The sequence below is a fragment of the Bradyrhizobium sp. HKCCYLS1011 genome (genome assembly GCF_051167795.1).
In the GTDB taxonomy this organism is placed as follows: Bacteria; Pseudomonadota; Alphaproteobacteria; order Rhizobiales; family Xanthobacteraceae; genus Bradyrhizobium.
Map to the genome: position 1 here is coordinate 446,634 of NZ_JBNPTT010000003.1, position 23,064 is coordinate 469,697.

A 23,064-nucleotide genomic window follows, 5' to 3' on the forward strand; every position below is an offset into this window, starting at 1 on the left:
CGCCGTCCCTACAATGTAACCGTTCTGGGAAGCAGGGGCGGTGCATGCGCGCATATGTTGGGCTCACGAGACGGATGCGTGCGTTGCGGCACCTCGGCGAGCTCACCGGTTGGTGCACCATCGCGTTCCTGATTTTCGTCACCCTGTTCGTACCGGCCGGTCCGGCGATGGCCGACAAGCGCGTGGCGCTCGTCATCGGCAATGCGGCCTATCAGCATGCGACGCCACTGGGCAGTTCGTTGGAGGACGTTCGGATCGTCGCTGCCGCGCTGCAGACGGTCGGTTTCACGCTGTCCGGAGGCGCGGCGCTGGTTGATCTCGATCGATCGGGTCTGGATCGCGCCATCCAACAGTTCGGCCGCGACAGTGCCGACGCGGATGTCGCCTTCGTCTATTATGCGGGCCATGCCGTGCAATTTCACGGCTCGAGCTTCCTGGTGCCGGTCGATGCCGCGGTGAGCAAGGAAGCTGATCTCGAGTCCCAGACGTTGCATGTCGGGCTCCTGCTGCAGCAGCTGGAGAGCTCGGCAAGCCGGCTGAATATTCTTGTGCTCGATGCCTGCCACAGCAATCCGTTCGAGGGCCATGGCCTGGATGGGCTCGAGCCAGGCTTGGCGCCGGTCCATACGCCTGCGAACACGTTGGTGTCCTTTGCCGCGCAGCCGGATATGGCTGTGCCGGCCACGTCGGATGCAAACAATCTGTTCGCGATGACCTTGGCGCAAACGATCCAGCGCCCGGGTGCCGATGTCTTAACCGTCTTCAACGAACTCGGCTTGGCGGTGAAGCGCAGGACAGCCGGTGCACAGCAGCCGTTCGTGCAGTTCTCACCGATCAGCGGCCGTTTCGTATTTGTCGCCGCCGCACCAGCTGCGCGCGCCAGCACCGCCGTTGCGAGCCCACCGAGTACGCTGCCGCGGGAACGAGCGGTGCTCTATGATGAGGACGTCACGGATCCAAAAGGCAAGCATTATGAAGGCACCGTGGTCTGGCGTACGGAGGAGTCCAAGGCCAGCAGCACGCAGGCCGCCAATCGCGTGCTGCGCGCCGACATCGAAATCCCCGAGCGGAAGCTGAGGCTGGTCCTGGTCTTGCGTCGAAACAGCGACCCGTCGATGCCGGCGAGCCACCTCGCCGAGCTGACCTTTTCCGTGCCGCCGGACTTTGCAGGCGGCGGGATCGGGAATGTGCCGGGCATGCTGATGAAGTCCAGCGAGCAGGCGCGCGGTACCCCGCTCGCCGGGCTGGCGGTGAAGGTGACGAACGGGAGCTTTCTGGTCGGCTTGTCGAATGTCGATGCCGATCGGCAGCGCAATCTGCAGCTCTTGCAGCAGCGGTCGTGGATCGACATTCCGCTCGTCTACGACAACAGCCGGCGCGGCATCCTGGCGATCGGCAAAGGCGCATCAGGCGACCGCGCCTTCGCGGACTGGGATGAGCACTGAAGCTTGCTTGGAAAGATCAGCCGAAAGATCGAGGCGGGGCTTTGGAGCGGGCGAAGGGGTTCGAACCCTCGACCCCGACCTTGGCAAGGTCGTGCTCTACCACTGAGCTACACCCGCATCCGGAAAGTGCTGCAGCCGGTCCCGGCGGCAACGGGGAGACCTATGCCAAATGCCGCCGCGGAATGCAACAGGTCTGCGACACTTGAAATCGAACAATATTTGCCGGTTCCAAGCCGAATCGGCCGGAGCAGGGTGATATTGGGCCGATTCCGATCGCGCTGGCGCGTTTGACGTCCTTGACCCGCCCGCCGGGGCGGCGACTGGCCTGCGGATCAACCGCGATGCCCTGGTGTCGGATTCTTTGGGCTTGGGTGTGTCAAGGTCCGCCGGAGCGATTCCAGCCATTCGCCGAACCAGGTCCGAAGCGTCGCAGCCAGTGCCTCACGCGCGCTTGGCTCGCAATCGAATGTCGCCCACCACTCGACGAAGGCGCGGTCCCCATCGATGATCGGCGTCACCCGCAACGTCGCCTGGAATTCGCTGATGGGCAGGGACGCCGGACCGCAGAATTCGTAAGTTTGAAACCGCTCGACGTCGGAGAGCGCGAGCAGGCGTTGACGAATGTGCCGGTCGCGATAGCTCGCATGTCGGATCGCTCCAACGGTATCGCCGGATTTGCCGTCCTCGATCTCGCTGGACCCGGCGCCATCGATCCAGACCGGGTAGTTGTTGAAATCGCGGATGATTTGCCAGATCTGGGGCGCGGATTGCGTGAACACGGTGCTGTAATAGGCTTTAGGCATCGGGGCTCTCCAGGGTGACATGGCAGCCCATGATCGGTCGTCCTGCTCCTCGCCGGCCACCCGGTCTCCGACCGGCCATGCAAGTTGCGGGAACCGATTGAAATTTCCCGGTCGGCCGCCACTTAAGGTGTCGGAAACCGTGTATTGAGGCGCAACGGCAGGCCGTTCTGGCCCGCTTTCCCTTTCAGCTTTTCGGACGAGGATCCCGTGACGATTGTAGAGCAGGGCGGCGGAGCGACGCCGCAGGTGCCGGATCTGATCAAGGAAACCACCACCCAGACTTTTGTGAAGGACGTCATCGAGGAGTCGAAGCGCCAGCCGGTGCTGATCGATTTCTGGGCGCCGTGGTGCGGTCCCTGCCGCCAGCTGACCCCCATTCTGGAGAAGGCCGTTCGGGCCGCCAAGGGCAAGGTCAAGCTGGTCAAGATGAACATCGACGAGCATCCGGCGATTCCGGGCCAGATGGGGATCCAATCGATTCCAGCTGTCATCGCCTTTGTCGGTGGCCGACCGGCGGATGGATTCATGGGCGCCGTTCCCGAAAGCCAGGTCAGCGCCTTCATCGAGAAGCTCACCAAGGGCGTACCCGGAGTCGGCGAGCCCGACATCGGCGAGATCATCAAGGAGGCGGAGGCCGTGCTCGCCGAAGGCGATCCGGCCGGCGCGGCGCAAATCTACGCCGAGGTCTTGTCGATCGATGCCACCAACATCCCGGCTCTGGCCGGACTTGCGAAGTGCTATGTCGAGACCGGCGCGATCGAGCAGGCGAAGCAGACGCTCGCGATGGTGCCGGAGTCCAAGCGCAATGACGCTGCAGTTTCTGCGGTGCAAGCCGCGGTCGAGCTGGCCGAACAGGCGCAGTCACTCGGACCGGTCGGTGAGCTCGAGCAGAAGGTCGCCGCTGATCCGCTCGACCACCAGGCGCGTTTCGATCTCGCGACCGCGTTGAACGCCGCCGGCAAGCGCAAGGAAGCCACCGACCAGCTGCTCGAAATCGTCAAGCGTGATCGCAAATGGAACGAGGATGGTGCGCGCAAGCAGCTCGTACAGTTCTTCGAGGCCTGGGGTGGCGCGGACGAGGCCACTATCGAGGGCCGCAAGCGGCTGTCGACCATCCTGTTTTCGTAAAGCGAACAGCGCCAGGCAGCGCATAGCCGACACGAGGCAGCTCATGCCGATCAATGCGGAATATCTCGGTCCCGCCGAGCTGCCGGAAATCATTCCGGTCTTCCCGCTCGCGGGCGCGCTGCTGTTGCCGCGCGGCCAGATGCCGCTCAACATTTTTGAGCCGCGCTATCTGGCGATGGTCGACGATGCGTTCCGCGACGGCCATCGCCTGATCGGCATGATTCAGCCTGACGTGACTCACTCGCCGAGCGAGGCACGGCCGGTGTTGTTCCAGGTCGGCTGTGTCGGTCGCATTACCCAATTGGCCGAAACCGGCGATGGTCGCTATATCCTCGAACTCACCGGTGTCTCGCGCTTCAAGGTGGTCGAGGAGATGACCGTGCTGACGCCGTATCGGCAATGCAAGGTCGACTACTTTCCGTTCATCGACGATTTCACCGCCCGCAAGGGTGAGGAGGAGGTCGATCGCGAGGCCCTGCTTGCCGTGCTCACCGACTTCCTGAAGGCCAATAATCTCAAGGCCGATTGGGAAGGGATCGAAGCGGCACCGAACGAGGCGCTGGTCAATGCGCTGGCGATGATGTCGCCTTATGGTTCGGCGGAAAAGCAGGCGATGCTGGAAGCGCCCGATCTCAAAACCCGGGCGGAGATCCTGATCGCCGTTACCGAGATGGATCTGGCCAAGAAGCGAACCTCCGGCGATCCGCCGCTGCAATGATCATTCGGCCGCAACGGCACGAGCCGGTGGCGTCGACGGTGCCGTCAGTCGCATCAGAATGAACGTCAGCGCGATCACGGCAAGATAGACGATCAGCTGCATTGCGGTCGGCTGATCGGTATAGCCGATCAAGGTGTGCAGGGTGCGGCCGAGCAGGCTGTCTTCGGGTAGAACCGAGCTCGAATCCCACACGATCTGGTCGAGGCTGGTCAGCCAATTGGCACGTGCTAGAAAGGCGACCGCCTGTGCGGCCATGCCCGCCGCCAACAAAGTGATCAGCCACGTCGTCGTGGCAAACAGCGCCTTCGGCGGAATCCGCATCAGGCCGAAATAGGTCGCAAGACACACCGCCATGCCTAACGCCAGGCCGAGCGCACCGCCACCGAGCAGCGCCGGCCCTGAATTGTCGCCGGACGCAGCAACACCGTAGAGAAACAGCGCGACCTCGCTGCCCTCGCGCAGCACGGCCACTGCGACCACGATCGCGAGCGCGATGAGCGGCCTGGATCCCTCCGCGACCGCCTGCCCGACCGCACGCAGGTCGTTGGCCATCTCGCGACCATGACGGGCCATCCAGACATTATGCCAGGTCAGCATGACAACAGCGGTGCCCAGAATGGCCGCGTTGAACAGCTCCTGCCCCATGCCCTCGAACAGCTGCGACAACGCGCCGGCGAAAGCAGCGACGATGCAGGCCCCGGCAATGCCCGCAAGAAGACCGCCGCCGATCCAGCGCAGTCGGTGCGGCACTGTGCTGGTCACTGCGAGTACGATGCCGACGATCAGACCAGCCTCGAACACTTCGCGGAAGACGATGATCAGCGCGGCGAGCATGTTGGCGACCTATTGAACGTTCACGATGCCGCGGGCCTTCTCGTTGAACTCGTCGTAGAATTCATAGCGGCCCGGCTTCATCGCGCGCACCTTGAGGACGGCTTCGCTCTTGGCCGCGACCACTTTCTCGACCTTCAGCGCCTTGCTTTCGAACTCCATCGCCTTGGCTTCCATGTTCTTGACACGGATCACGAATGATTTGTCGGCCGGCGCAGTCGCTTCCTTCGGCTCGAACTGCCCGTTGGCATAGGCGAATTGAATTTCCGCGTCTTCCGCATGAACCGGTACCAGCGTCAGGACGGCATTCGAGACCACTGCAAGGGTCAGTTTCCGCAAGCTCACAGTCAACATCGATCAGCTCTCCCCCTCTTGAGCCAAATCACAATGGGACATATGCAGCGCAGTCGGGTTCGACTTGCGCCATCACCACCTCATAAGAGGTGCAGCTAAGCGGGGAGACGCTCAAGCCGCAAAGAGACTCGCTCTAAACTGGAATGATTCCAGGCGAACCGGCACGGTCAGCCATGTGAGACGCGGCAACCTGCCGCAGCAGCTGGGCTGGGCTCGTCAATAGCCCGCAGCCGCAAGCATGACGACGCCGGTGAGCATCAGCCAGCCGAAGTGCCGGCCGCGGGTGGCAAGCGCGTTGCCAATCGCAGCGAGGGCGAACACGACAGCCAGCGTGACCACGGTCCAATGCCGCGCAACATCCGAGGCCATGCTTGGCGCGGCGATGAGCAGCACGCCGCCGCCGATCCACGCGACGGTGCTGGCCTGCCAGACCACGCGCAACAGGGTGCGCAAGCGCTCTGGCGCGATCGTCAGGCGCGGGAAAATTTTTGTCTCGCCCAGCACGCCGTGGATCAGCGCGGCGGCGATCGCGGCCACGCCGGCACATTGCAACAAGACGTCGCGCATCGGCTCTCTCCAAGGTCTTGTGGACCATACAGTTATGTATGGATCGTGTCCGACGGGGTGGCCCGTGTCAATACACTGGTGTATGGAAGTCGGATGATTGATCAGCTGTCCGCCCGGGATTGGCTCGATCAGGGCCTGAAGGTTCTGACGAGCAAGGGATTCACTGCGCTCAAGGCCGAGCCGCTGGCGAAGGCGTTGGGGGTGTCACGGGGCAGCTTCTACTGGCATTTCGCCGACGTGGGCACATTCCACGCCGAGCTCCTGAAATATTGGCGCGAGATTGCGGCCGAACGGATCATCATGGGCGTGGAATCGAGCGCCGCCGCGGAGCCTCTCATTGCGGTCCTGCTGCGCCGCACGTTCTCGACCAGGCTGGCGCTGGAGCGGGCGGTGCGGAGCTGGGCTGCTTCCGACCCGCTTGCCCGCAACGCCGTGCAGGCGATCGACCGGCGGCGCCTCGACTATGTCGCGAGCCTGCTCGCCTCCGAGGGGTTTGCGCCGGAGCTTGCACAGACGCGCGCGCAGATTCTTTACTGGACGTTTCTCGGGTTCGCGTTTTCGGACCAGCAGCTTCCAAAAGCCCGACATGAGGTTGTCATCACGGAGCTCATCCGCATCGCGCTTGCCAAGCCGTGATGGACGACAGTGGCCTTGCGCCTGTGCTACACAGGCGCAGAAGCAGCCTGAAGAGATTCTCCTTATGACAGCGTCTGAGCGCCCCGAACCCACGGTCGATCCAAAACTCCTGGAGATCCTGGTGTGCCCGATGACCAAGGGGCCGCTGGAATATGATGCGGCCAGGCAGGAGTTGATCTCGCGCTCTGCCAGGCTCGCTTATCCCATTCGCGACGGCATTCCGATCATGCTGCCCGAGGAAGCGCGAAAGATCGACTGACCATGCGCATCCGTGCATGCCTGCCGGCGTTCGCGCTGCTCGTCTCGATCACGCTGGCCCCGTTTGCATCCGCCGAAGAGAGCAACATCCGGGTCGGCGCGCTGGATGCGGTGCTGACGATGCCGTCCGGTGTCGACCGGCCGCCTGTCGCGCTCCTGATCGCCGGTTCCGGCTCGATCGATCGCGACGGCAACGGGCCGCAGCTCAAGCCCGCGACGTTGAAGAAGCTCGCCGAACAACTCGCCGCCCGCGGCATCGCCAGCCTGCGCTACGACAAGCGCGGGGCGCGCGGCTGGAAGGCTGAATTCGGCCGGCCGGAGGATTTCCGCTTCAAGGACTATGTCGACGATGCGGCCTCGCTGGTGACGTTCCTGCGCGGCAAGTTTGCCCGCGTCGTGCTGGTCGGCCACAGCGAAGGCGGGCTGGTTGCGATCCTGACCGTCCGCCGCGTGCCGGTCGACCGGTTGGTGCTGCTCGCGGCCACGGCGCGGCGGCAGGGCGATCTCCTCAAGGCGCAGCTGGAGAAGAAGCTGCCGCCGGACAAGTTCGCGGAGGTCGCGAAGGCGATCGACGGCATCATGGCCGGCCAGATCGTCGATCCGCCGCCGCAGGCGCTGCCGATCCCTCCGGCCATGCAGCCGAGCATCGCGTCCGCCTTCACCGAGGATCCGATCGATCCGCTGAAGCAGATCATCATCCCCACTTTGATCGTCGGCGGTGGCCGCGACCTCCAGCTCGCCCGGGTCGACCTTCTCGCGCTCTCGGCCGCCGCTCCAGCCGCCAAGACGCTCTGGCTGCCCGAGATGAACCACGTGCTGGTCGACGTCGCGGATGACGATGCCAACCTGAAATCCTATGGCGATCCCGACCGGCCGCTGGACCCCGATATGGTGGATGCGGTTGCCGCCTTCATCGCCGGTGCTGACGCGCGTTAGCCCTCACAGCGCCTCGCCCTTGAGAAGCCGCGGGATCTCGCCGGTCAGGCCGGCGGCCTGACGGATGAACAGCTCCTTCAACGGCGGCGTGCGGTCGACCAGGCCGAGCCCGATGTCGCGCACCGTGCGCAACAGCGTCGACTTGTTGGAGAACAGGAAATTGAGCGAGTTGGTCGCAAGCCCCATCGCCATCGTATCGAAGCGCCGCCAGCGCTGGTAACGCTCGAGCACGTCGACCTGGCCCGGATCGATGCCGAGCCTGGCCGCATCGACCACCACTTCGGCCAGCGCCGCGACATCCTTCAGGCCCATATTGAGACCCTGGCCGGCGATCGGATGGATCACATGCGCGGCATCGCCGACCAGCGCCAGCCGCGGCGCGATGAAGGAGCGCGCCACGAAATAGGACAGCGGAAACGCCCGCGGCTGGTCCAGCACCTTCAATTCGCCGAGATGCAGGCCGGCGCGCTTTTCCAGCTCGGAGTGGAATTCGTCGGCGCTCAAGGCGACGAGACGCTGGGCCTCAGTGCGGCGTTCGGTCCAGACCAGCGAGGAGCGCTTGCCCGTGAGGGGCAGCATCGCGAACGGGCCCGCGGGCAGGAAATGCTCCTCCGCGCGCCCGTTATGGTCGCGCTCGTGACCCACGGTCACGACGATGCCGGATTGATTGTAGTCCCAGCCATGGGTGACGATGCCGGCGCGCTCGCGTAAGCGCGATCGCGCTCCGTCGGCGGCGACCAGGAGGCTGGCGGCAATCTGGCTGCCATCGGCCAGCACCACCTCGATGCCGTCGTCCTGGGTGGTAAAATTCGTCACCGCGGTCGGTTTGAGCACGATGCCCTCGGCTTCCGCGCGGGCCACCAAGGCATCGATCAGACGCCTGTTCTCGACCATATGGGCGAAGGGCTCGCCGGGCTCGACCTGGCCGCCAAAGCTCAGGAAGGCGGGCCGGGTGGCGTCGTCGAGCTGCGAATCGGTGATCACCATGTCGAGGATCGGCTGGGCCTGGTCCGCCACGCTGGCCCAGATCCCGATCGCGTCGAACAGCTTGCGGCAGGCCGCGACAATGGCGCTGGCGCGGGGATCACGGCTTGGACGCGTCCCCAATGCGGGGTCGGCGACGATCACCGGGACTTCCGGTCCGAGACCCTGCCGCAGGGCCAATGCCAGGGCCAGGCCGGCGAAGGCGCCGCCGCCGATCACGATGCTTCGCTGTGTTGTCATGCCAACCTGCTCACCATTACTCTTGCAGGCAGAGTATAGCTGGGCCAGACGGGGCGGTGAACCGTTGGCTCACTCGCTCTTGTATCGACCAAATCGGTCTGCCAAAGCAAAGGCTTACAACCATGTCCAAGGGCCTGATCGACCTGATCTCGATCCTCGATATCGAGCCGCTTGAGGTCAACCTGTTCCGCGGCAACAGCCCGAAGACGAGCTGGCAGCGCGTGTTCGGTGGCCAGGTGATTGGCCAGGCGATGGTTGCCGCCTGCCGGACCGCCGAAGGCCGGCTGCCCCATTCGCTGCATTGCTATTTCATCCTGCCGGGTGATCCGCAGGTGCCGATCATCTATCAGGTCGAACGTCTCCGCGACGGCAAGAGCTATTCGACCCGCCGCGTCACCGCGATCCAGCACGGCAATGCCATCTTCTCGATCATGGTGTCGTTCCACACCGACGAGGAGAGCGCTTTCGATCACCAGGACAAGATGCCGGATGTGCCGCCGCCGGAGAAGCTGACCGCGGAAGAGGTTGCCAAGCAGCCGATGTTCCGGGAGATGCCGGACTTCATCCGCCGCTATTACGAATCCGACCGGCCGATCGAATTGCGCCCGGTCGAGCTCGGCCGCTATTTCGGCCAGAAGATCGATGACGGCCGCATCCATGTCTGGATCAGGACTGCGGCCAAGCTGCCGGATGACCCGGCGCTGCATCTCTGTGCGCTGGCCTATGCCTCCGACTTCTCGCTGCTCGATGCGGCGATGGCGCGCTACGGCCGCACTTTGTTCGATAAGCGGATGATGCCCGCGAGCCTCGATCACGCAATGTGGTTTCACCGGCCGTTCCGCGCCGACGAATGGCTGCTCTATGCGCAGGATTCGCCGAGCGCGCAGGGCGGCCGCGGGCTGACCCGCGGCCTGATCTTCAAACCGGACGGCACCTTGGTCGCATCCGTCGCGCAGGAGGGCTCGTTGCGGGAGCGCAGGGCGCCGGCCTAAGCGTCTGAAGCCAAGGCCGAGCCGCGGGCGACCAGCCCGAACTGCGATACATACCATTGGGTATACCACCGCAGCACCCACGGGATCGGGATGATGAACGCGCAGCCGAGCGCGAACACGATTGTCCGCCACAGCACCTCGAGGCCGGAGGCGGTGAAGATGATCTCCCGCCGCGTGCCCTGGATGTTGCGGCAGATCCAGCGCATCCAGGCCGGAATCACCCAGGCCCAGCCGATGATGGTGATGGTGGAGACGATCATCAGCACATACCAGCCGACATAGGCCAGCGGACTGCCTTCGAAGCGGATCTCGGCAGGCCGCTTGTCGGCCACGACGTTGGCCGCCAACCAGCGGATGACCATCCAGGACAGGAAGGCCTGGCCGACCAGCGCGAGCAATTCCACGATCGCCCGGTGGCTGGTGCCGACATAGCTCAGCACGCCCAGGCCGATGAAGACGTACCAGATGTCCAGCGGCTGCCCGGTAAAGGCGAGGAAGCCACGACCGGGCACGTGGATCCGCTCGATCACGTAGCGGTAGAAATAGGTCGCGGTCCACGGCGCCGGAATGATGAAGGCGGCGCCGATCACGAACAGCACAGCCCAGCCGAGAAATGTCCAGAGATCGAGCTCGACCGACAGCGGCCCTTCGCTGTCGGCCGCAAAATCCGGGGGCAGGGCAGGCGACTGATCGGCAACGTCGGAGATCAGGCCGGGGATGCGTCCGGCTTTTTCCCAGCCCGCCATGCCCTCGGTCCAGACCAGCGTGTCCGCATTGACCACGCCCCGGGCGACGAAGTCGCGGAGCTGTTCTTCCGAGATGGGCCCCTGTTGCTGGCCTTGTGCCGCGTAATACCAGGCTCGGTTCGACATTTTGTTTCCTTGAGGCGTGAGGGCGGGGGCGGACTGACGTTTTCTCCCTTGTGTCTGACGAAGGCGCCGCGCGTTCAGTGGACTCCGGGACACCCGGGCGTTTTTTGCTTAACCCTGCAGAAAATTTGTGCCATGTGCCTACCAATAGGCCAGCGGAGGGGGCGGAGCTTTGCCTCTTTATCAGGCTGCCGGATTTCGAGGAACCCAAGGCATCGCCATGAAGCTCGTTGTTGCGATCATAAAACCTTTCAAGCTCGACGAGGTGCGCCAGGGCCTCACGGCGATCGGCGTCCATGGCATGACCGTGACCGAGGTGAAGGGTTACGGACGGCAGAAGGGCCACACCGAGATCTATCGTGGTGCCGAATATGTCGTGAACTTCCTGCCCAAGCTGCGCATCGAGATCGCGGTCGCCTCCGACATCGCGGACAAGGCGGTCGAGGTCATCACGTCGACGGCGCGGACCGGCCAGATCGGGGACGGCAAGATCTTCGTGACCCCGATCGATCACGCCCGCCGCATCAGGACCGGCGAAACCGACGCCGACGCGCTCTAAGCTCCGACCCTTCTGCTCGCGCGCGGCAGTGCTGCCGCGGCCAATTTTCTTCTCGATCTGCCGGGGACCATCATGGGGGCATTTTCGTCTCGCGCTATCAGCGTGCCTGCGGCGACCGCCTTGGCTGCGGTCGCAAGCACATCGCCAGCCCTTGCCGCGACGCCCGGAATCGATGCGGCCGATACCGCCTGGATGATGGTGGCCACCGCGCTGGTGCTGATGATGACGGTCCCCGGCTTGGCGCTGTTCTATTCCGGCATGGTGCGGAAGAAGAACGTGCTCGCGACCATGGCGCAGAGTCTCGCGGCGGTGGTGATCATCTCGATCCTCTGGGTCGCATTCGGCTATTCGCTGAGCTTCGTCGGTGACGGCCCGTGGCTCGGCTCGCTCGATCGCGCCTTCCTTGCCGGGCTTTCTCTCGACAGCGTGCATCCTGCAGCCAAGACCATCCCGGAATCGCTGTTCATGCTCTACCAGATGACGTTCGCGATCATCACGGTGGCGCTGGTGGCAGGCTCGGTCGCGGACCGCATGCGCTTCTCGGCCTATCTGATGTTCTCGATCGGCTGGTTCATCTTCGTGTATGTGCCGCTCGCGCACTGGATCTGGGGCGGCGGCTTTCTCGCCAGTATCGGCGTGATCGATTTCGCCGGCGGCCTGGTGGTGCATCTGTCGGCCGGCACCGGTGGCTTGGTCGCAGCGCTGGTGATGGGGCAGCGGCAGGGCTACGGCGCCGAGAACCTGGCGCCGTTCGACCTGTCGCTGGCGGTGATCGGCACCGGCCTGCTGTGGGTCGGCTGGTTCGGCTTCAATGGCGGCTCGGCGCTCGGCGCCAATTCGCATGCCGTGATGGCGATTCTGGCGACGCATCTGGCCGCCTGCGCGGGCGCGATCACCTGGGGTGCGATCGAATGGTCCGCCCGCCGCAAGCCGTCGGTGCTCGGCATGATCTCCGGCGCCGTCGCGGGCCTCGGCACCATCACACCGGCCTCGGGCTTCGTCGCGCCCTGGCACGGCATCGTCATCGGCGTGATCGCAGGCGCCGTCTGCTACTGGGCATGTACCTGGCTCAAGCACCGTTTCAAATATGACGATTCGCTCGATGTGTTCGGAGTGCACGGTATCGGAGGGTTGACCGGGACCGTGCTCGCGGGCGTCTTTGCGACGGCCGCGATCGGCGGTGTCGCCGGGCTGCTCGAGGGCCATCCCCGGCAGCTCCTGGTCCAGCTCTACGGCGTCGCCGTGACCCTGGTCTGGTCGGGCGGCGTCACCTACGCCCTGCTGAAGCTGGTGGGTGCTGTCGTTCCCTTGCGCGTGTCCCGCGCGCAGGAACTCGAGGGCCTCGATATTTCGCAGCATGGCGAAGCGCTGCAGTAATTGTCGCCAATTGATCCGATATGAGCAGGGGAGAGCTGCCCTTCGCATGGGCAGCCCGACCGCTGGAAGCGGTCGTGCATAACTTTTGCTCACATATGCCCATCGTTTAGGCGCGACCGAATAGCGCAGGGGGCAGCCCACCGGCCAACAGCGGAAAAGGTCCGCATTCATAGTTCGTTAGGCCTCGTCACCCGTCTGGCACGGCATTTGATTCTAGGGCTCGCGGCTGTGCCCGCGTTGTGAAGATTTCTCCGCGTCGGGGACCTCAGTCGCACAAAAGTGCTCGGTAACGTCCGTGCCGGGCCCAAGCGGGGATAGGACTCATGAAAATTGTTATGGCGATCATTAAGCCATTCAAGCTGGAAGAGGTCCGTGATGCCCTGACCGCCATCGGCGTTCATGGTCTCACTGTGACGGAAGTCAAAGGATATGGCCGGCAGAAGGGCCATACGGAAATCTACCGCGGTGCTGAATACGCGGTGAGCTTTCTGCCCAAGATCAAGATCGAAGTCGCGATCCCGTCCGATCAGGTCGACAAGACCATCGACGCCATCAGCTCGGCCGCGAAAACCGGCCAGATCGGCGACGGCAAGATCTTCGTGATCAGTCTCGAGCACGCCGTGCGCATCCGCACCGGCGAGGCCGACGCTGCGGCCCTTTGATTTCGCGCACAAACTTAAACACTTACGGAGTAGAAGAAAATGACGTTTAAGCGTCCAACCAGCGCGGGATGGATAACGCTCGCCATCGCAGGCCTCTGCGTCGCAGGACTTGCCGACGTGGCGTTTGCCGAAGACGCGCCGGCCGCAGCCGCTGCAGCCGCGCCCGTTCCCAACAAGGGCGATGTCGCCTGGATGCTCGTGTCCAGCGCGCTCGTTCTGATGATGTCGATCCCCGGCCTCGCCCTGTTCTACGGCGGTCTGGTTCGCACCAAGAACATGGCCTCGGTGCTGACCCAGGTGTTCGCGATCGTCGCGATGATCGGCGTGACCTGGACCATCTACGGCTACTCGATGGCCTTCACCGATGGCGGCAGCATGACCTCGTGGGTCGGCGGCTTCTCCAAGGCCTTCCTGCACGGCGTCGATGCCTCTTCGACGGCGGCGACGTTCTCGAACGGTGTGGTGATCCCGGAGCTCGCCTACTTCGTGTTCCAGATGACCTTCGCGATGATCACCCCGGCCCTGATCGTCGGCGCCTTCGCCGAACGCATCAAGTTCTCGGCGGTGATGCTGTTCATCCTGCTGTGGTCGACCTTCATCTACTACCCGATCGCGCACTGGGTCTGGTTCGTCGCGGCTCCGGACGACGTCGCCAACGCCGCCAAGGCGCTGGCCGCTGCGACCGACGCCGCCGCCAAGACCGCGGCGCAGGCCAAGCTCGATGAAGTCACCGGCGCAGTCGGCTGGCTCGCCGGCGCTGGCGCGCTCGACTTCGCGGGCGGCACCGTGGTGCACATCAATGCCGGCATCGCCGGCCTGGTCGGCGCGCTGATCATCGGCAAGCGTACCGGCTACGGCAAGGACCTGATGGCGCCGCACTCGCTGACCATGACCATGATCGGCGCCTCGCTGCTGTGGGTCGGCTGGTTCGGCTTCAACGCCGGCTCCAACCTGGAAGCCAACGGCACCACCTCGCTGGCCTTCGTCAACACCATGGTCGCGACCGCCGGTGCGGCGCTGTCCTGGCTGCTGTGCGAATGGGCCGTGAAGGGCAAGCCTTCGCTGCTCGGCATCTGCTCGGGCGCGGTCGCCGGCCTCGTCGCCGTCACCCCGGCCTCCGGCTATGCCGGTCCGATCGGCGCTCTGGTGCTCGGCCTCGTCGTCTCGCCGATCTGCCTGTTCTTCGTCTCCACCGTGAAGAACTCGCTCGGTTATGACGATGCGCTCGATGTGTTCGGCGTGCACTGCATCGGCGGCATCATCGGCGCGCTGGGCACCGGGATCCTGGTCAACCCCGCGCTCGGTGGCGTCGGCATCACCGACTACACCAACATCACCGGCAACAATGCCGGCACCTACGACCTCGTCACGCAGATGATCGCGCAGGGCAAGGCCGTGCTGGCCACCCTGGTGTGGTCGGGCATCGGTTCGGCGATCCTCTACAAGGTCGTCGACGTGATCATCGGGCTGCGTCCCACCGTGGAGCAGGAGCGCGAGGGTCTCGACATCACCGACCACGGCGAGCGCGCCTACAACTACTGAGTTCTCCCGGGGCGGGGCTCTCACGAGGGCCCAGCCACAACTTCGGTTCGGGCAGATACCCGGCAATGCCCCGACCGTTGAGGGGCTCCAGCGCAAGCTGGGGCCCCTTTCTTTGTTTGCCGGCTGGTCGTGAGATCGATTTGCTCGCCAAATCGCTGGTGTCGTCCCTGCGAAGGCGGGGACCCATACCGCGTGATGTTCGAAGCAGGCATGCTGCGAGTATCGCGCACATAGCTGAGGTCTGTGGTTATGGGTCCCGGGTCTGCGCGCTTCGCGCTTACCCGGGACGACAGCTGTGATTGGCGTACGCACTGTCAAATTCCACGGGCACATCGAACGCGCGTGCTCTCGTTCTCGCGGCGCATCCGCGCCCGAGCTGTGCTGATCTCATCGCCCTCGAAATACAGAGGGCGCAGGGAAGGCCGGGCGCTGGCCGCACCCATGGCCCGCCTGCAGAAAAGAAAGCAGGCGGCAGTCACCACAGGTACGAGCCGGAACGACCGGCCTTCCCTGCGCGATGGTTTTAACGGCTGCTTCGCGTTCTCCCCGGTGCGCCGGGCTTTCTGGCCACCGTCGTCCGCGCGAGGCGAAGCCTCGTCGCGAACTTGGCATCAGCGTCGGGATGCCAGGACCGCGCGACTTGACCGTGCGAGCATCGCTGTTCGTCCACGCGAGAGATCCGCGTTGCAGCAACACTCGCCCATCGCATCCCACTGCCAACGGATCGTGACGGTCGCGAAACGCCCCTCATGCGGCAGCAGGATGTGCGGGATGATCGTTTTGATTTGCCCGACATGGCAAGCGCGCAGTGCTGCGACAAACTAACACGACGGGCCGTTTGCGCATGGCGGGGCTGCAGTCGCGTCCGTCCCGCCGCGTGATTTCCGGGACGTCGAATCGAGAAGCCGCGAGATGGTGATGCCCCGCGTGGCGGGGCATCACACCGGAAGACGACGTTCAACCTCGCCGCCGGCCGATCGGCTCGCGCGAGATATGCCGCGAGTCGATGGTCAGCTCAGCTCATGTGCCTTCGAACTTGAACGACACGTTCAGCTTGGCCCGATAGGCCTCCACTTTTCCCTTGGCGTCGAGTTGCAGATCGAGTTCGACGACCTCTGCGACCCGGAGGTCTCGGAGTGACCTCGCCGCCTGCTCGACGGCGTTGGTGGCCGCCCTTTCCCAGGATTCGCTGCTAGTACCGATCAGCTCGATGACCTTGTAGACACTGTCAGGCATATCGTTCTCCTGTCCGGTATGAGCAGGAAGCAGGTGCTCCCTGCTACAGGCGAGCGTAGCATCATGATGCCGGGCCCGAAAGAACGCAGCCCGGCATGGCCCGGTGCTACTACGAATGGCGCTCGCGCGTTGCTTGTCTCACAAGCTCTTGCGCGAGCGATCGCTCGCCCGTCCTGCAGGAGCTTGCATTCTTCGACGTCAACGGCTGCACCAATCAGCGCGACGGCTTGAGCCGCGCGATGTCAACGAACTTTCTTCACGGCCTTGATGCCGGCCAATGTCACCAGCGGAAGCGTTTCAGCAGATCCGAGCTCAGGCGTCGGCCGGCGCGGCGCCTTGGTCGGGGCCGGGATTGCCGCCGGTAGCTGCGATGGCCAGCCGGCCGAGGTAATGAGTCCACCCCCGGGCGTGCGCGGCGCACTGCGCTTCATTGGGAAGACCGCTATGGGTCATCCGCAGCAATGTGCCGCCGTCATGGTCCACAAGATCGATCTCGATCAGGCTCGATCCCGGCGGCACCTCTTCGCCACCTTCCCAGCCGAAGCTATAGGCCAGGCGGTGGACCGGGATCACCTCCCGGAATTCGCCTCGCGCCGTATTGCGCCGGCCGACGCTTTTGATGAGGTAGAGCCCGCCGGCGCGCGGCTCGGTCGTCGCTTCCGCGCCCATCCAACTCATGATCTTCTCGGGGTCGGTCAGGAACGCGAATACGGTGGCAGGCGGGGCTGCGATCTGGACTTCGCGTCGAACCACAAGCGGCTCGGTCATCGACACCTCCTCAAACTCAGCGGCGATGGCCGCGTGCCTGATCGCCAGGATAGCCCGTGACAACGCCACAACGGCGCCTCATGATCCTATCATGCAGCTCTCCTCAACGCTCTGCTGGCTTGTTGATGCGGCCAGCGAGGCCCCGGGCGCCGACCGGCTGCTCGCGGAACTCGGTGCGCATCTGGTCCAGGATGGTCTGCCACTGGCGGGCGGCGCGCTGACATTGGCGGTTCCGCACCCGCTCATTGCCAAACGGACCTGGCTCTGGCGGGCCGCGAGCGGAGAGATCATCGAGGCCTTGGGTTTTGCCTCGGGTTCTGCCTTGGGTTTTGCGCCGGGCGGATTTCCGGCGGCGTTCGGGAGTACACCATCCGATGATCCCGGCCGGCATTGGCTCACCGGCATAGCGGACGGCGTGGTGCAGCAGGATCGTGTCGGGCCACGGTCCGACGGGCCGTTGCTGGCCTGGATCGGTCCGCGTGCGTTCGCGCCCGATGAAATCGATGAGCTGCAACGGGCCGCGCGGTTCGCCGCCGCGCCGCTTGCCGCCATTGCGGCGCGCGACACCTTGAGGGCCGCGCTCGAAGCTTATCTCGGCCGGCGCAGCACCGCGCGGGTGCTGGCGTCGCCGCTCCGGCGCAATGTCGGCGAGACCATTCAGGCCGCGTTGCTGTTTGCCGATTTGCGCGGGTTCACGGCGCTATCGGAAAGCCACCCTCCGTCAGATGTCATTTCGGCGCTTGGTGCCTGGTTCGATCGTATTGCCGGCGCGGTTCATGCGTTCGGTGGCGAGGTACTGAAATTTATCGGCGACGGTGTGCTGGCCATCTTTCCGGTGGTCGGAGACTCCCCGCGCGCCGCCTGCGCGGCGGCATTGCAGGCGACATTGGCAGCGCGGCTTGGAATGGCGCGTCTCGACAGCGAGCGCGAGCGACAGGGGCTGCGACCGCTGCCATTCGGCGTCGCCCTGCACGTCGGCGAAATCTTCTGGGGCAATATCGGGGCTGCAGATCGGCTGGATTTCACCGCCATCGGCCCGGCAGTCAATCTTGTCAGCCGGTTGGAAGGCCTGTGCCGGCCACTTGGAAAGCGGGTCCTCGTCTCAGGTGCGCTTGCCGCACAAACCGAGATGCCGCTGATCGCGTTGGGAACGCATCACCTGCGCGGCATCGCATCTCCCTGCGCGGTTTTCGCCGTGCCGGAGGACTGAAGCCCCGGACGGCGACGGCCTTTGCCTTACAGGCCGCCCATCTTGCAGACCAGCTTCCATTCCTCCGGTGTCACCGGCTGCACCGACAGGCGCGACTGCTTGACCAGCGCCATCTCGGCGAGCTTCGTCTCGGCCTTGATTGCGACCAAGGTCACCGGCGTCTTGAAGGCCTCGTCAGCCTTGATGTCGACGCAGACGAACTTGCCGGTCTTGTCGGTGGGATCGGGATAGGCCTCCTTGATCACCTCGGCGATGCCGACGATCTCCTTGCCTTCGTTGGAGTGATAGAAGAAGGCGAGGTCGCCCTTCTTCATGGCGACGAGATTCTGCCGCGCCGTGAAGTTGCGCACGCCGGTCCAGGCTTCGCCCTTGGCGCCCTTTTCCTTCTGCTGGTCCCAGGACCACACCGAGGGTTCGGATTTCACCAGCCAGTAGTTCATGACGACACTCTCTCCACGCGTCATGGCCGATGTCGAAAGACCGGCCGGCCACGCTTCTGTCAGCTTAACATAGGCAAGACGTGGATGCCCGGGTCAATGGTCTAGACGCGCTTGGCGCTATTGCCCGGGCATGACGATTGAGCAAGAGGCTCGCGCGCTATTCCTCAAGATATTTGTCGAAGAATTTCGCGATATCGGTGAAGGCCTCCTTGGTTTCGGGGGCATCGACGTTGAACTGGTACTGCGCGTGCGACTGGCCCTCATAGACATTGAGGTCGGCGATCACGCCGGCACGACGCAGCTTGCGATGAGTGCGCACCGTGTTGGAGAGGAACAGGTCGCGCGTGCCCGATGTCAGGATGGTCGGCGGGAAGCCTTTGAAATCGCCATAGATCGGCGAGATGTAGGGGGTCTTCAGGTCGGTGCCGTTGGCGTAGAGCTTTGCCGCGCGGCCGAGCCAGCCGTCCCAGGTCACCAGCACATTGTCGACCCACTCATTGTCGGCATAGCTGTCGCCGATCTTGTCGATATCGGCCCACGGCGTGCCCGGTGCGATCGCAGCCGGTCGCGGCAGCTTCTCATCCTTGGCGCGCAGCACCATGGCGAGCGTCATCGCGCCGCCCGTCGAGGTGCCGAAGATTGCCATCCGGCGGTGGTCATTGGTCTTCGTGAGCGCCTTCCACACCGCCATCGCATCGTCCATCGCGGCGGGATAGGGGAAGTCCGGCGGCATGCGGTAGTCGACCGAGATCACCTTGAAGCCGCCGAAGCCGGCCATCATGATCGCCTCCGGCAGCGCCGCTTCGCCGGGGCCGAACACATAGCCGCCGCCGTGGACATGGACCAGGAGCCGCCGGCGATTGTCCGATGGCATCTTGTTGGGCGTGACGATGAAGCAGTGCACGCCGGCGATCTTGGTTTCCTCGACCTTGACGCCGAGCTTCTCCTTCATCGCCGGGATGCCTGATATCGCCAGCTTGGCGCGGCGGTCGATCAGCTCCTTCCATTCCGCCGGCGTTTTCGGATCGGCGTTGAAATGCGGCGGGTAGGGCGCGCCGATCATCGCCTGCATTGTGGGGCTGACCTCGTCGGTCGGGTTGCCGATCGTCTTCTGCGGTGCCACCCGCTTGCCATTCTCGGCATTGGCCGCGGTCTCGCTCTTGGCGAGCTCGTCATAGGAGGTGGTGGTCTGGGCGTGGGTGGCGGTTGTGGTGACCGCCCAAGCAAGACCGATCGATACGATCGCAAGATGTGATCTGCGCATGCGCTTCCTCTGCAGGATTCTTTGTTGGTTGATTTGTCCGGAATCCGTCGGATCGCACGCAGGCTATTACAGCGTGTGTGCGGCGGGAAGCGCCGCTCACTCCTCGGCCTTGAAGGGGCGCGTGAGCAGGCCTTCAATGGCTGCGTCGATCGTCATGGCGCCGGAGAGGATCGCGGCGACCGCCTGCGAGACCGGCATCTCGACGGCGCTCAAAGCCGCCAGCTCGACCAGCACGGGCGCAGTGTATTGTCCTTCCGCAAGCTTGCCTGCGGGCAGTCGCTCGCCGCGGCCGAGTGCAAGGCCGGCGGCGAAATTGCGCGATTGCGGCCCGGCGCAGGTCAGGATCAGGTCGCCGAGCCCCGAGAGGCCGGTGAGCGTCTCGCTGCGTGCACCGAGCGCACGGCCCAGGCGCGCGAGCTCGGCAAAGCCGCGCGTGGTGAGTGCGGCAAGCGCCGAGGCGCCGAGCCGGCGGCCGACCACGATGCCGGCCGCGATCGCCAGCACGTTCTTGGCGGCGCCGCCGATCTCGACGCCGCGCACGTCGGTCGAGTGATAGGGACGGAAGGTCGCCGATCCGAGCGCCTGGACCAGCGCGGCAGCAAGCTGCTCGTCATGCGCGGCGAGCGTGACCGCGGTCGGCAGGCCGCGCGCCACATCGTCGGCGAAGCTCGGGCCGGACAGGATCGCTGCGTGCGCGTTCGGCGCGGCCTCCGCGATCACCTCGGTCATGAATTTGTGGGTGCCGTGCTCGATTCCCTTGGCGCAGGCGATGACCGGCGTGCCGTGCCTGAGCAAGGGTGCCAGATGCATGACCGCGCCGCGCAGATGCTGCGCCGGCACGACAATCAGCGCCACATCGGCGCGGGCGGCTGCCCCGAGATCGCTGGTGATGGCAATGGTGGATGCGAGCGGAACGCCTGCCAGGCGCGGGTTCTCGCGTCGTGCCGCGATCTCCGCCGCATGCGCGCTGTCGCGGGCGTAGAGCGTGACGTCACGGCCGGCGCGCGCGGCAACGGCGGCCAGCGCGGTGCCCCAGGCGCCGGCGCCGATGATGGAGATGGATTGGAAAGAAGGACGCACGGGCGCTCTCAGTGCTCCCTCCCCCCTTGCGGGGGAGGGTCGGGGAGGGGGGTGCCACGCGCAAGAATCGTCGTGGGGCTACCCCCACCCCCAACCCTGCCCCGCAAGGGGGGAGGGAGTGCAGTGTGCCCGCGGCGAGAGAAATGATGAAAGCGCACCGCGGTCACCGCTCAAAACCCCGCGCGCGTGTTCGAGAACTTCTCCGGCACGCTGACATTGGCATCGAGCAGCCAGCGGGCGCGCGGCGCCGACTCCATGCCGTCGACCATGCCGAGCGCGAGCCGCTCGGCGCCGGCCCAGGCGATCATGGCGCCGTTGTCGGTGCACAGCGCCGGCGGCGGCATCACCAGCTTCGTGCCGGCTGCGATCGCGACATTATCCAACGCGGCGCGGATCGCCTGGTTGGCGGCGACGCCGCCGGCCGCGACCAGCGCGGTCGGCAGACCGAACCGCTCGCGGAACAATTTCAATCCGACGCTCAGCCGATCGGCGGTCGATTCGAGCACCGCGGCCTGGAAGCTGGCGCAGAGATCGCCGATGTCCTGCTCCGTCAGCGGATCGATCCGGCCGATCTCGTTGCGGACCGCCGTCTTCAGCCCGGAGAGCGAGAAATTGGCATCAGCCCGCCCCTGCATCGGTCGCGGCAAGGCAAAACGCGCAGCGTCGCCGCGTCGCGCGGCCTCTTCCACCTGCGGCCCGCCGGGATAGGGCAGGCCGAGCATCTTGGCGACCTTGTCGAAAGCCTCGCCCATGGCGTCGTCGACGGTGGTGCCGAGCCGGACATACTCGCCGACGCCGACCACCGCGACGATCTGGGTGTGGCCGCCGGAGGCCAGGAATAGGCAATAGGGAAAATCGATCTGATCGGTCAGGCGCGGCGTCAGCGCATGCGCCTCCAGATGGTTGACCGCGATCAGCGGGGTGTCGTGCACCAGCGCGATCGCCTTCGCCGTGGTGAGCCCGACGATCACGCCGCCGATCAGGCCGGGCCCGGCCGCCGCCGCCACCCCATGGAGCTGTGCGAAATCGATTGCGGCCTCGCGCATCGCAGCGTCGATGATGCCGTCCAGGAGATCGACATGGGCGCGCGCGGCAATCTCAGGAACCACCCCGCCATAGCGCGCGTGTTCCTGGACCTGTGAGCGCACCACATTGGAAAGGATCCGTCCGGTGCCGTCCGAATCACGCACCACCACCGCCGCGGCGGTCTCGTCGCAGGTGGTCTCGATGCCCAGCACCAGCGCTTGTGAATCGTTACCCAATCTCAACCCTTCGGCTATTATGAGGGACGCGGTCTGGAACCGCCTATCACCACGAGGTCGCAAGGTGCAATCGTCTGTCAATTGCGGCTCGGCGACGCGTCTAGCGGGAGCATAGCACATGGCCGTGCTGGTGACCCGCCCCTCTCCCGACAATCTCCGCACCGCAGACGCCCTGCGCGCGCTGGGGTTCGACGTGATGCTGGCGCCGATGCTGCGCTTCGAGCCGCTGCCGCTGTCAGCCAAACCGAGCGGCGACCTCGGCGCCGTGATCGCGACCTCGGCCAACGCGTTGCGGGCGGTCGTGCCGCAGCTGTCCGGCTCGCCGCTGACATCGCTGCCGCTGTTCGTGGTGGGGGCGCAGACCGCCGCCGCGGCGCGCGACGCCGGCTTTGCCGAGGTGATCTCGGCCGATGGCGATGCGGAGCGCTTGCGTGAGCTGATCGTCGACAGCGCGGTCAGGCGCGTGTTCGATCCAAGCAGGAGCCTGCTCTATCTCGCCGGCAGCGACATCTCGCGCGACCTCGCCTCCGAACTGAGCGAGCGCGGCTTTCACGTGGTGACGGAGACCGTCTACCGGATGGCGCCGGTCAAGGCACTGCCGCGCGAGGTCTGCGACGGATTTGCAGCTGATGAGATCGAGGCGGTGTTGCATTATTCGCGCCGGAGTGCAGCCGCCTTCGTGGCGGCCGCGCGTGCGGAGGGCGTCGAAATCTCGGCGCTGTCGGTGCCGCAATGCTGCATCTCCGATTCGGTGGCGCAAGTGCTGCGGGAGGCCGAGGCCGTCCGGGTGACGGTGGCCGAGCACCCGGATGAACAAAAATTGTTGGAAGGGCTGACTCGTGCGTTGCGGTCCTGAATGGCGTAAGAGGGCCTGCCCAATGTCTACCCAAGGGAACTCCCGCC

General features: G+C 65.0%; 25 protein-coding genes and 1 tRNA gene. 13 read left to right on the plus strand and 13 right to left on the minus strand.

Translation table 11 applies throughout. The features are described from left to right. The first annotated feature begins 44 nt into the window (after positions 1-44). Complete coding sequence (locus tag ACQR1W_RS10955; protein WP_434850779.1) at positions 45-1,445, plus strand: caspase family protein; 1,401 nt, start codon at positions 45-47, stop codon at positions 1,443-1,445. A 42-nt stretch (positions 1,446-1,487) separates the two neighbouring features. Here ACQR1W_RS10955 and ACQR1W_RS10960 read toward each other — a convergent pair. Continuing rightward, positions 1,488-1,562 (minus strand) — tRNA-Gly (locus ACQR1W_RS10960). A 215-nt stretch (positions 1,563-1,777) separates the two neighbouring features. Then, a complete protein-coding gene (locus ACQR1W_RS10965; protein ID WP_434850780.1) occupies positions 1,778-2,248 on the minus strand; it encodes an SRPBCC family protein in 471 nt (156 codons plus the stop codon). Between the two features lie 207 nt (positions 2,249-2,455). On the opposite strand from ACQR1W_RS10965, the gene trxA reads away from it, so the two are divergent. Both trxA and ACQR1W_RS10975 read left to right on the plus strand, forming a co-directional pair. Next, positions 2,456-3,376, plus strand: a complete 921-nt coding sequence (trxA, locus tag ACQR1W_RS10970) for a thioredoxin (protein WP_434850781.1) — start codon at positions 2,456-2,458, stop codon at positions 3,374-3,376. Positions 3,377-3,419: 43 nt separating this feature from the next. Beyond that, entirely contained in the window at positions 3,420-4,094 is a 675-nt protein-coding gene (locus ACQR1W_RS10975) for an LON peptidase substrate-binding domain-containing protein (protein ID WP_434850782.1), read from the plus strand. Here ACQR1W_RS10975 and ACQR1W_RS10980 read toward each other — a convergent pair whose 3' ends face one another. The 3 genes from ACQR1W_RS10980 to ACQR1W_RS10990 form a co-directional block, all read right to left on the minus strand. Further along, entirely contained in the window at positions 4,095-4,928 is an 834-nt protein-coding gene (locus ACQR1W_RS10980) for an FTR1 family iron permease (RefSeq protein ID WP_434850783.1), read from the minus strand. It lies immediately after the preceding gene. A 9-nt stretch (positions 4,929-4,937) separates the two neighbouring features. Continuing rightward, a complete protein-coding gene (locus tag ACQR1W_RS10985) occupies positions 4,938-5,279 on the minus strand; it encodes a cupredoxin domain-containing protein (RefSeq protein WP_434850784.1) in 342 nt (113 codons plus the stop codon). Positions 5,280-5,495: 216 nt separating this feature from the next. Further along, positions 5,496-5,846, minus strand: a complete 351-nt coding sequence (locus ACQR1W_RS10990) for a hypothetical protein (protein WP_434850785.1) — start codon at positions 5,844-5,846, stop codon at positions 5,496-5,498. Between the two features lie 93 nt (positions 5,847-5,939). On the opposite strand from ACQR1W_RS10990, the gene ACQR1W_RS10995 reads away from it, so the two are divergent. The 3 genes from ACQR1W_RS10995 (at position 5,940) to ACQR1W_RS11005 (ending at position 7,676) form a co-directional block, all read left to right on the plus strand. After that, on the plus strand, positions 5,940-6,482 hold the full coding sequence (locus ACQR1W_RS10995; protein WP_434850786.1) for a TetR/AcrR family transcriptional regulator: 543 nt from the start codon (positions 5,940-5,942) through the stop codon (positions 6,480-6,482). Between the two features lie 64 nt (positions 6,483-6,546). Then, positions 6,547-6,741 carry a Trm112 family protein gene (locus ACQR1W_RS11000; RefSeq protein WP_434850787.1) on the plus strand — a complete coding sequence of 65 codons (195 nt, stop codon included), beginning with the start codon at positions 6,547-6,549 and terminating at the stop codon, positions 6,739-6,741. A gap of 2 nt (positions 6,742-6,743) precedes the next feature. Further along, positions 6,744-7,676: an alpha/beta hydrolase gene (locus tag ACQR1W_RS11005; protein WP_434850788.1), complete on the plus strand. Its 933-nt coding sequence runs from the start codon at positions 6,744-6,746 to the stop codon at positions 7,674-7,676. Between the two features lie 3 nt (positions 7,677-7,679). Here ACQR1W_RS11005 and ACQR1W_RS11010 read toward each other — a convergent pair whose 3' ends face one another. Beyond that, positions 7,680-8,900 carry a ubiquinone biosynthesis hydroxylase gene (locus ACQR1W_RS11010; RefSeq protein ID WP_434850789.1) on the minus strand — a complete coding sequence of 407 codons (1,221 nt, stop codon included), beginning with the start codon at positions 8,898-8,900 and terminating at the stop codon, positions 7,680-7,682. A 122-nt stretch (positions 8,901-9,022) separates the two neighbouring features. On the opposite strand from ACQR1W_RS11010, the gene tesB reads away from it, so the two are divergent. Beyond that, positions 9,023-9,892 (plus strand): acyl-CoA thioesterase II, encoded by an 870-nt coding sequence (gene tesB, locus ACQR1W_RS11015; protein WP_434850790.1) that lies wholly within the window; start codon positions 9,023-9,025, stop codon positions 9,890-9,892. On the opposite strand, the gene ACQR1W_RS11020 is transcribed toward tesB, so the two are convergent. Beyond that, positions 9,889-10,764 (minus strand): DUF4339 domain-containing protein, encoded by an 876-nt coding sequence (locus ACQR1W_RS11020; protein ID WP_434850791.1) that lies wholly within the window; start codon positions 10,762-10,764, stop codon positions 9,889-9,891. The two genes, tesB and ACQR1W_RS11020, sit on opposite strands and share 4 nt — an antisense overlap. 217 nt (positions 10,765-10,981) lie before the next feature. On the opposite strand from ACQR1W_RS11020, the gene ACQR1W_RS11025 reads away from it, so the two are divergent. The 4 genes from ACQR1W_RS11025 (at position 10,982) to ACQR1W_RS11040 (ending at position 14,901) form a co-directional block, all read left to right on the plus strand. After that, positions 10,982-11,320, plus strand: a complete 339-nt coding sequence (locus tag ACQR1W_RS11025; protein WP_008971559.1) for a P-II family nitrogen regulator — start codon at positions 10,982-10,984, stop codon at positions 11,318-11,320. 72 nt (positions 11,321-11,392) lie between these two features. Continuing rightward, positions 11,393-12,697 carry an ammonium transporter gene (locus ACQR1W_RS11030; protein WP_434850792.1) on the plus strand — a complete coding sequence of 435 codons (1,305 nt, stop codon included), beginning with the start codon at positions 11,393-11,395 and terminating at the stop codon, positions 12,695-12,697. A gap of 323 nt (positions 12,698-13,020) precedes the next feature. Beyond that, positions 13,021-13,359: a P-II family nitrogen regulator gene (locus ACQR1W_RS11035; protein WP_008971557.1), complete on the plus strand. Its 339-nt coding sequence runs from the start codon at positions 13,021-13,023 to the stop codon at positions 13,357-13,359. 39 nt (positions 13,360-13,398) lie between these two features. Next, positions 13,399-14,901, plus strand: coding sequence for an ammonium transporter (locus ACQR1W_RS11040; protein ID WP_434850793.1), 1,503 nt, complete (start codon positions 13,399-13,401; stop codon positions 14,899-14,901). A 1,020-nt stretch (positions 14,902-15,921) separates the two neighbouring features. Here the strand turns inward: ACQR1W_RS11040 and ACQR1W_RS11045 are convergent. Both ACQR1W_RS11045 and ACQR1W_RS11050 read right to left on the minus strand, forming a co-directional pair. Beyond that, positions 15,922-16,137: a dodecin family protein gene (locus ACQR1W_RS11045; protein ID WP_434850794.1), complete on the minus strand. Its 216-nt coding sequence runs from the start codon at positions 16,135-16,137 to the stop codon at positions 15,922-15,924. 312 nt (positions 16,138-16,449) lie between these two features. Next, on the minus strand, positions 16,450-16,905 hold the full coding sequence (locus tag ACQR1W_RS11050) for an SRPBCC family protein (RefSeq protein WP_434850795.1): 456 nt from the start codon (positions 16,903-16,905) through the stop codon (positions 16,450-16,452). 91 nt (positions 16,906-16,996) lie between these two features. Between ACQR1W_RS11050 and ACQR1W_RS11055 the strand changes: the two genes are divergently transcribed. Then, positions 16,997-18,115: an adenylate/guanylate cyclase domain-containing protein gene (locus tag ACQR1W_RS11055; RefSeq protein ID WP_434850796.1), complete on the plus strand. Its 1,119-nt coding sequence runs from the start codon at positions 16,997-16,999 to the stop codon at positions 18,113-18,115. A 26-nt stretch (positions 18,116-18,141) separates the two neighbouring features. Here ACQR1W_RS11055 and ACQR1W_RS11060 read toward each other — a convergent pair whose 3' ends face one another. The 4 genes from ACQR1W_RS11060 to tsaD form a co-directional block, all read right to left on the minus strand. Beyond that, complete coding sequence (locus tag ACQR1W_RS11060) at positions 18,142-18,555, minus strand: EVE domain-containing protein (RefSeq protein ID WP_434850797.1); 414 nt, start codon at positions 18,553-18,555, stop codon at positions 18,142-18,144. A 157-nt stretch (positions 18,556-18,712) separates the two neighbouring features. After that, a complete protein-coding gene (locus ACQR1W_RS11065; RefSeq protein ID WP_434850798.1) occupies positions 18,713-19,819 on the minus strand; it encodes an alpha/beta hydrolase in 1,107 nt (368 codons plus the stop codon). A 96-nt stretch (positions 19,820-19,915) separates the two neighbouring features. After that, on the minus strand, positions 19,916-20,899 hold the full coding sequence (locus ACQR1W_RS11070; protein WP_434850799.1) for an NAD(P)H-dependent glycerol-3-phosphate dehydrogenase: 984 nt from the start codon (positions 20,897-20,899) through the stop codon (positions 19,916-19,918). Between the two features lie 170 nt (positions 20,900-21,069). Further along, on the minus strand, positions 21,070-22,137 hold the full coding sequence (gene tsaD, locus ACQR1W_RS11075) for a tRNA (adenosine(37)-N6)-threonylcarbamoyltransferase complex transferase subunit TsaD (protein WP_434851145.1): 1,068 nt from the start codon (positions 22,135-22,137) through the stop codon (positions 21,070-21,072). Positions 22,138-22,279: 142 nt separating this feature from the next. On the opposite strand from tsaD, the gene ACQR1W_RS11080 reads away from it, so the two are divergent. Further along, complete coding sequence (locus ACQR1W_RS11080) at positions 22,280-23,017, plus strand: uroporphyrinogen-III synthase (protein WP_434850800.1); 738 nt, start codon at positions 22,280-22,282, stop codon at positions 23,015-23,017. The last annotated feature ends 47 nt before the right edge of the window (positions 23,018-23,064 follow it).